Origin of the sequence: Streptomyces sp. NRRL B-24572, from assembly GCF_002156145.1 — a bacterium.
Lineage (GTDB): Bacteria > Actinomycetota > Actinomycetes > Streptomycetales > Streptomycetaceae > Streptomyces > Streptomyces vietnamensis.
The window spans coordinates 1-5,503 of record NZ_MWIG01000146.1; the positions used below are offsets into that span (position 1 = coordinate 1).

2 protein-coding genes are annotated in these 5,503 nt (G+C 70.1%); one reads left to right on the top strand and one right to left on the bottom strand.

Annotated features, from left to right (window positions below):
- A partial coding sequence (locus CCN56_RS09335; RefSeq protein WP_086825416.1) for a multifunctional oxoglutarate decarboxylase/oxoglutarate dehydrogenase thiamine pyrophosphate-binding subunit/dihydrolipoyllysine-residue succinyltransferase subunit occupies nucleotides 1-3,515 on the top strand: 3,515 nt, incomplete at its 5' end.
- 67 nt (nucleotides 3,516-3,582) lie between these two features.
- Here CCN56_RS09335 and fxsT read toward each other — a convergent pair.
- A partial coding sequence (fxsT, locus tag CCN56_RS09340; protein ID WP_143664474.1) for an FxSxx-COOH system tetratricopeptide repeat protein occupies nucleotides 3,583-5,503 on the bottom strand: 1,921 nt, incomplete at its 5' end.

A 5,503-nucleotide genomic window follows, 5' to 3' on the forward strand; every position in this document is an offset into this window, starting at 1 on the left:
CGCCCGCCCCGGTCGCGGCCCCGGCTCCCGTGAAGCCGGCCGCGGCCCCCGCGCCGGCCGCCGCGAAGCCGGCCGCCGCCGCTCCGGCGGCCGTCAAGGCCGCTCCGGCCGCCCCGGCGAAGGAGGCCCCCGTCGGCCCCGAGCTGATCACGCTGCGCGGCCCCGCCGCCGCGGTCGCGAAGAACATGAACGCCTCCCTGGAGGTGCCGACGGCCACGTCCGTCCGCGCCGTCCCGGTGAAGCTGCTCTTCGACAACCGGATCGTGATCAACAACCACCTGAAGCGCGCCCGGGGCGGGAAGATCTCCTTCACGCACCTCATCGGCTACGCGATGGTGCAGGCGATCAAGGCCATGCCGTCGATGAACTACTCCTTCGCGGAGAAGGACGGCAAGCCGACCCTGGTCAAGCCGGAGCACGTGAACTTCGGCCTCGCGATCGACCTGGTCAAGCCCAACGGCGACCGCCAGCTCGTCGTCGCGGGCATCAAGAAGGCCGAGACGCTCAACTTCTTCGAGTTCTGGCAGGCGTACGAGGACATCGTCAAGCGCGCCCGCGTGGGCAAGCTGACGATGGAGGACTTCTCCGGCGTCACGGTCTCCCTGACCAACCCCGGCGGCCTCGGCACCGTCCACTCCGTGCCGCGTCTGATGCCCGGTCAGTCCGTCATCATGGGCGTCGGCTCGATGGACTACCCGGCCGAGTTCCAGGGCACCTCCCAGGACACCCTGAACAAGCTGGGCATCTCGAAGGTCATGACCCTGACCTCGACGTACGACCACCGCGTCATCCAGGGCGCCGCCTCCGGCGAGTTCCTGCGCGTCGTCGCCAACTTCCTCCTCGGCGAGGAGGGCTTCTACGACGAGATCTTCAAGGCCCTGCGCATCCCCTACGAGCCGGTCCGCTGGCTCAAGGACATCGACGCCTCGCACGACGACGACGTCACCAAGGCCGCGCGCGTCTTCGAGCTCATCCACTCCTACCGGGTCCGCGGCCACGTCATGGCCGACACCGACCCGCTGGAGTACAAGCAGCGCAAGCACCCCGACCTGGACATCACCGAGCACGGCCTCACCCTGTGGGACCTGGAGCGGGAGTTCGCGGTCGGCGGCTTCGCCGGCAAGTCGATGATGAAGCTCCGCGACATCCTCGGCGTGCTCCGCGACTCGTACTGCCGCACCACCGGCGTCGAGTTCATGCACATCCAGGACCCGAAGCAGCGCAAGTGGATCCAGGACCGCGTCGAGCGCCCGCACTCCCGCGTGGAGCGCGAGGAGCAGCTGCGGATCCTGCGCCGGCTGAACGCGGCGGAGGCCTTCGAGACCTTCCTGCAGACGAAGTACGTCGGCCAGAAGCGCTTCTCCCTGGAGGGCGGCGAGTCCGTCATCCCGCTGCTCGACGCGGTCATCGACTCGGCCGCCGAGTCGCGCCTCGACGAGGTCGTCATCGGCATGGCCCACCGCGGCCGCCTGAACGTCCTGGCGAACATCGTCGGCAAGTCGTACGCGCAGATCTTCCGCGAGTTCGAGGGCAACCTCGACCCGAAGTCGATGCACGGCTCCGGCGACGTCAAGTACCACCTGGGCGCCGAGGGCACCTTCACCGGCCTGGACGGCGAGCAGATCAAGGTCTCGCTCACCGCCAACCCCTCGCACCTGGAGGCGGTCGACCCGGTCCTGGAGGGTGTCGTCCGCGCCAAGCAGGACGTCATCAACAAGGGCGGCACGGACTTCACCGTCCTGCCCGTCGCCCTCCACGGTGACGCGGCCTTCGCCGGCCAGGGCGTCGTCGCCGAGACGCTGAACATGTCGCAGCTGCGGGGCTACCGCACCGGCGGCACGGTCCACATCGTCATCAACAACCAGGTCGGCTTCACCGCCGCCCCGGAGTCCTCGCGTTCCTCGATGTACGCGACCGACGTGGCCCGCATGATCGAGGCGCCGATCTTCCACGTGAACGGCGACGACCCGGAGGCCGTGGTCCGCGTCGCGCGGCTCGCCTTCGAGTTCCGCCAGACGTTCAACAAGGACGTCGTGATCGACCTCATCTGCTACCGCCGCCGCGGTCACAACGAGGGCGACAACCCGCAGTTCACCAACCCGCAGATGTACAACCTGATCGACAAGAAGCGTTCGGTGCGCAAGCTCTACACCGAGTCGCTCATCGGTCGCGGCGACATCACCCTCGAAGAGGCGGAGCAGGCGCTCCAGGACTTCCAGGGCCAGCTGGAGAAGGTGTTCGCGGAGGTCCGCGAGGCCACCGCCGCCCCGGCGTCGACCACCGTGCCGGACGCGCAGGCCGAGTTCCCGGTCGCCGTCACCACCGCGGTCTCCCAGGAGGTCGTGAAGCGGATCGCCGAGTCGCAGGTCAACATCCCGGAGCGGATCACGGTCCACCCGCGTCTGATGCCGCAGATGCAGCGCCGCGCCGCCTCCATCGACGACGGCACCATCGACTGGGGCTTCGGCGAGACCCTCGCCATCGGCTCCCTGCTGATGGAGGGCACCCCGGTCCGCCTGTCGGGCCAGGACTCCCGCCGCGGCACCTTCGGCCAGCGCCACGCGGTCCTGGTCGACCAGGAGACCGGCGAGGACTACACCCCGCTGCTCTACCTGACCGAGGACCAGGCCCACTACAACGTCTACGACTCGCTGCTCAGCGAGTACGCGGCGATGGGCTTCGAGTACGGCTACTCGCTGGCCCGCCCGGACTCCCTGGTCATCTGGGAGGCCCAGTTCGGTGACTTCGTCAACGGCGCGCAGACCGTCGTCGACGAGTTCATCTCCTCGGCCGAGCAGAAGTGGGGCCAGACCTCCGGCGTCACGCTGCTCCTGCCGCACGGCTACGAGGGCCAGGGCCCGGACCACTCGTCCGCGCGCCCGGAGCGCTTCCTCCAGATGTGCGCCCAGGACAACATGACGGTCGCCATGCCGACGCTGCCGTCGAACTACTTCCACCTCCTGCGCTGGCAGGTCCACAACCCGCACCACAAGCCGCTCATCGTCTTCACCCCGAAGTCGATGCTGCGTCTGAAGGCCGCGGCGTCCAAGGTGGAGGAGTTCACCACCGGCGGCTTCCGCCCGGTGATCGGCGACACGCTCACCTCCTCCGGAGCGGGTAACCCGGCCGACGTCCGCAAGGTCGTCTTCTGCGCCGGCAAGGTCTACTACGACCTGGAGGCCGAGCGTCAGAAGCGCGGTGACACGGAGACCGCGATCATCCGTCTGGAGCGCCTGTACCCGCTGCCGGGTGCCGAGCTGCAGGCCGAGATCGCCAAGTACCCGAACGCCGCGAAGTACATCTGGGCGCAGGAGGAGCCGGCGAACCAGGGTGCCTGGCCGTTCATCGCGCTCAACCTGATCGACCACCTGGACCTGGCGGTCGGCGCGGACATCCCGGCGGGCGAGCGCCTGCGCCGGATCTCGCGTCCGCACTCCTCCTCCCCGGCGGTGGGCTCGGCCAAGCGCCACCAGGCGGAGCAGCAGCAGCTGGTCAACGAGGTCTTCGACGCCTGATCTCGTACCGCGTGAGGAGGCCCGGCACCCCGATGGGGTGCCGGGCCTCCGGCGTGTCCGGGGTTGGTCAGAGGTTGGCCTCGAAGTCCCAGTACGGGCGGTTGCGCTGACGCGCCGACAGGGTGTGCGGGTGTTGGGCGCCGAGGGTCCGGGTGAGGGTGAGGAGGGCGTCCTCCTCCAGCTTCCCGGCCTCCTCGATCTCGCGGAGGCCACGCAGGTCGGTGGCGAGCGCGACCTGGCAGGACATGGTCAGGGGGTGCTCGGGGCCCATGACGTGCCGGGCCCGGCGCAGGGTGTCCCGGCTGAGTTCGGCGGCGTCGGACACGCGCCCGTTGAAGTTGCGGGCGGCGGTGGCGTTGAGGGCGCAGCCGAGGACCCAGGGGTGGTCGGGGCCGAGGGCGGCGGTGAGTCCGGCGAGCGCCGCCTCCAGCATCGTCATGGCCTCGGTGCGTTCGCCGGCCGCCTGCATGACGAGGGCGGTGTTGGCGAGGACGCCGGTGGAGACGGGGTGGGCGGGTCCGAGCAGGGCGCGGTAGCCGGCCTCGGCCTCGCTGATGAGCTCGCGGGCCCGGTCGAGGTCGCCGTGCTCGCGCAGGTAGTTGGCGTAGTTGGTGACCGCGGAGAGCGTGAGGTAGTGGCCGCGTCCCTGGGCCTGTTCGAGGTGGTCGAGAACCCCGGCCATGACGGCGCCGATGTCGTCCTTGAAGCCGCCTTCGCGGCGTCGGCAGAGGGCGAGCTGGCTGCGTGCGTAGAGGGTCTGGAGGTGCTGTGGGCCGAGGATCTTCACGTGGAGGCGGACGTTGGCCTCCTGGCGGCCGAGCGCCTCGCGGTAGCGGCCGAGCAGCCGGAGGTCCTGGGCGACGGCGTTGTTGGAGTTGAGGGTGGAGGGGTGGTGGGGGCGCAGGATGTTCTCGCAGCGGGAGAGGGTGTCGGCGTCCTGCTCGTACGCCTCCGCGTAGCGGCCGAGCATTCGCAGGACGACGCCGACGTTGTGGCGGGCGGCGAGGGTGAGCTGCTGGGTCTCGCCGAGGAGGCTCTGGGCCTCGGCGAGGACCTCGCGCTGGAGGCGTTCGGATTCCTTGTACTGGCCGAGGAAGCGCAGGTCGCGGGCGATGCAGATCTTGGACTTGAGGTCGCCGAGCTCGTCGGGGTGGTCGGCCGCGGCGAGCAGGGTGCGGCGGGCGAGGTCGAGTTCGTACGCTTCGCGGAAGCCGCCGCTGCGGCGCAGGATGTCGCCTTCCACGGTGGTGAGTTCCTGCATGTGCGGGGAGAGCGGGTCCATGAAGCCGCTCCAGCTGCCGCGGATGCGTTCGGCGAGGCGGGTGCCCGCCTTGTACTCACCGCTGCGGTCGCAGTAGCGCAGGCAGTTGAGGACGGTGGTCTGGATGCGCGCGTCGGTGCTGCGCAGTGCCCCGGAGGGCTCCAGGTGGGGCAGGAGCTCGGAGTAGCGGGGCCAGTTCCGGCTGTCCGTCGGGTTCCCGGGGTCGGCCTCGGCGAGCAGCGCGCGGACGGCCTTGCGGTGGGCGTCGCGGTGCTCGCCGTCGGTGAGCCGGGAGACGATGTCGTGCACGAGCCGGTGCATGTGGATCGACTCCTGCTGCGGTGCGGCCTCCTCGCTGGTGACGGGTCCGCGGGTCTCCCGGGTGAGCACCGAGTAGTTGACGAGGGTGTCGAGGGCCCGGGTCCAGGCCGGCAGGTCGGTGGCCATCCACCGGAGGTCCTCGGGGAGGGGGGCCTGAGGGTAGGCGCGGACGATGCCGAGGGGGATGCGGCCCGGGGCGAAGGAGGCGCAGAGGCTGAGGATGTCGATGGCCTGGGGCTGGGAGCGTCGGAGCCGGTTGATCAGTATCGACCAGGAGGTGAGGGAGGTGTTGGGCATGCCCTCGCCGGTGCTCGGCTCGTCGACGGTGGAGAGCCGTCCTTCGCGGACCATGCGCAGGTACTCGGAGGCCTCCATGCCGGACTCGCCGAGCCAGGCGGCCGCCTGG